A 2,659-nucleotide genomic window follows, 5' to 3' on the forward strand; every position below is an offset into this window, starting at 1 on the left:
GTCCTCGCCGCGCTCCCCCAGGGCACCCACCCGCAGCAGGCGCTGCACGACGGCATCGTCGCCGCCGCGCGCGCGGTGAACGCGCTGGCCGACGAGGACGGCGGGGCCCGCGAGCACTCCCCGCACCAGAACGCCCCGGCCTGCACGATCGTCGGGACGGTCGTGACGAGCGGGCTGCTGGTCGTCGGGTGGGTCGGCGACAGCCGCGCCTACTGGGTGCCGGACGACCGTTCGACACCGGCCGCCCGGCTCACCGAGGACGACTCGTGGGCCGCGCAGATGGTGTCCGCCGGTCTGATGAGCGAGGCCGAGGCGTACGCCGACGAGCGGGCCCACGCGATCACCGGCTGGCTCGGCGCGGACGCGTACGAACTGGAGCCGCACACCGCGTCGTTCAAACCGGACCGGCCCGGTGTGGTCGTCGTCTGCACGGACGGGCTGTGGAACTACGCGGAGGCCGCCGAGGAGATGGCCCGGGTGCTGCCACCGGACGCGGCGCCGCGTCCGCTGCACAGCGCCCGGGTGCTGGTGGGCCACGCGCTGGACGGCGGGGGCCACGACAACGTAACAGTGGCCGTCGTACCGTTCCCCGCACCGGCGGCGGGGGCAGGATCGCTCTGAGGCGGGTACCCGGTGGGGGCCGGGGTCTGTCGTCACATTCCCGTCGTCCGCCCGGAGGGCGGGCCGGGAGGGGTCTGGTGCGTGCAGCTGCAAGGCGGAGGAGGGCGTCGACGCGGCGCGTCGGCAACCGACGACAACGCCGCAGATGCGCGTGCCAGACCCCTCCCGGCAGGCGGGAATGTGACGACAGGCCCCGGGGCCGTCTCGGTCACGTGCTGTTCTCACAGGGGGAATTGAACGGAAATGGCTAACTTCTCCAAGTCGAGCGTGCCGCAGTTCGCGGTGGACGTCTATCAGAACGAGTACCTGCCCGAGGGCGGGCGCGAGGTGAACGCGATCGTCACGGTCACCTCGACCGGCGGCGGCACCGTCGGCAGCGCGGTCGCCTCGCCGCACCTCTACTCGCCGGCGCAGGGGCCGTCCGCCGCCGTCGTCGTCATGGTCGACTGCTCGGGGTCGATGGACTACCCGCCGGCGAAGATGCGCGGCGCCCGGGAGGCGACGGCGGCGGCGATCGACGCGGTGCGTGACGGCGTCCACTTCGCGGTGGTCGCGGGGACGCACGTCGCCAAGGAGGTCTACCCGGGCGTCGGCCGGCTCGCCGTCGCCGACGCGACCACCCGCGAGCAGGCCAAGCAGGCGCTGCGCAAGCTCAGCGCGGGTGGCGGGACGGCGATCGGGACCTGGCTGCGGCTCGCGGAACGGCTGCTGTCCTCGGCGGACGTCGCGATCCGGCACGGCATCGTGCTGACCGACGGACGCAACGAGCACGAGGAGCCCGAGGCGCTGAAGGCGACGCTGGAGCACTGCGCGGGCCGCTTCACGTGCGACGCCCGAGGGGTCGGCACCGACTGGGAAGTGAAAGAAGTCACAGGCATCGCCTCGGCGTTGCTCGGCACCGCGGACATCGTCGCCGATCCGGCCGGACTCGCCGCGGACTTCACCGGCATGATGGAGACGGCGATGGGCAAGGAGGTCGCGGACGTCACGCTGCGGCTGTGGACGCCGGTCGGCACGACCGTGAAGTTCGTCAAGCAAGTCGCGCCGACCGTCGAGGAGTTGACGTCCCGGCGGACCGAGTCCGGTCCCCGGTCCGGGGATTACCCGACCGGATCCTGGGGAGACGAGTCCCGGGACTACCACGTCTGCGTCGAGGTGCCGAGCGCCGGACTCGGCCAGGAGATGCTGGCGGCGCGGGTCTCCCTCGTCGTCCCGCAGCCGGACGGCAGCGCGCAGTCCCTCGGCGCCCAGGGGCTGGTGAAGGCGGTGTGGACCGACGACATGACGGCCTCCACCTCCATCAACCCCCAGGTCGCCCACTACACGGGACAGGCCGAACTGGCCCAAGTCATCCAACAAGGGCTCGACTTGCGCAAAGTGGGCGATATGGATGGAGCAACGGCCAAACTGGGGCGGGCCGTCCAGCTCGCGAGTGTCTCCGGGAACGCGGATACTGCGAAACTGCTTGCGAAGGTGGTGGACGTGGTCGATGCCACGACAGGTACTGTGCGGTTGAAGGCGAAGGTCGCGGAGGCGGACGAGATGACTCTCGAAACGCGGTCCACAAAGACTGTTCGTGTAAAGAAGTGACGTAGAGCGACTCACCGAGACACGTGAGGAAAGGGGGACGCGCCGACATGCCGACCTGCCCGAACGGACACCAGTCGGGTTCCGACGACTGGTGCGAGGTCTGCGGTCACCGCATGGCCGGTGCCGTACCTCCTCCCCCGCCGCCGCCCCCGCCGACCAGCGGCTACGGCTTCCCGCCGCCGCCCGGCCGCCCCGGCGCCGACCCCGAACTCTGCCCGCAGTGCCGCACGCCCCGCGAAGGGGGTGCGCCGTTCTGCGAGGAGTGCCGGTGGAACTTCCTGACGAACACGGCGACGTCGTACACACCTACCGCTCCGCGGCCGTCGCAGGGGGGTGGGTTCGGGGGGCCCGGAGGCTCGGGTGGACCTGGCGGTCCCGGTGCTCCTGGCGGTCCCGGGGGCCCCAGCGGTTTCGGCGCACCCGGCGGTCCCGGGGGCTTCGGCGGTCC

General features: G+C 72.0%; 2 protein-coding genes and 1 pseudogene. All 3 read left to right on the forward strand.

Annotated features, from left to right (window positions below; genetic code table 11):
- Positions 1-621, forward strand: a 621-nt coding sequence (locus ACVNF4_RS34710) for a PP2C family protein-serine/threonine phosphatase (RefSeq protein ID WP_461806838.1), incomplete at its 5' end; no start/stop codon positions are given.
- A 243-nt stretch (positions 622-864) separates the two neighbouring features.
- Complete coding sequence (locus ACVNF4_RS34715; RefSeq protein ID WP_461806839.1) at positions 865-2,211, forward strand: vWA domain-containing protein; 1,347 nt, start codon at positions 865-867, stop codon at positions 2,209-2,211.
- 47 nt (positions 2,212-2,258) lie between these two features.
- Positions 2,259-2,659, forward strand: a pseudogene (locus ACVNF4_RS34720) (FHA domain-containing protein); the annotation flags it as partial.

The organism is Streptomyces sp. S6 (assembly GCF_054880855.1).

What these genes read in the sequence shown, in the direction of transcription:
- ACVNF4_RS34715 (WP_461806839.1), top strand. Translation starts at nt 865, where the DNA reads ATGGCTAACTTCTCCAAGTCGAGCGTGCCGCAGTTCGCGGTGGACGTC.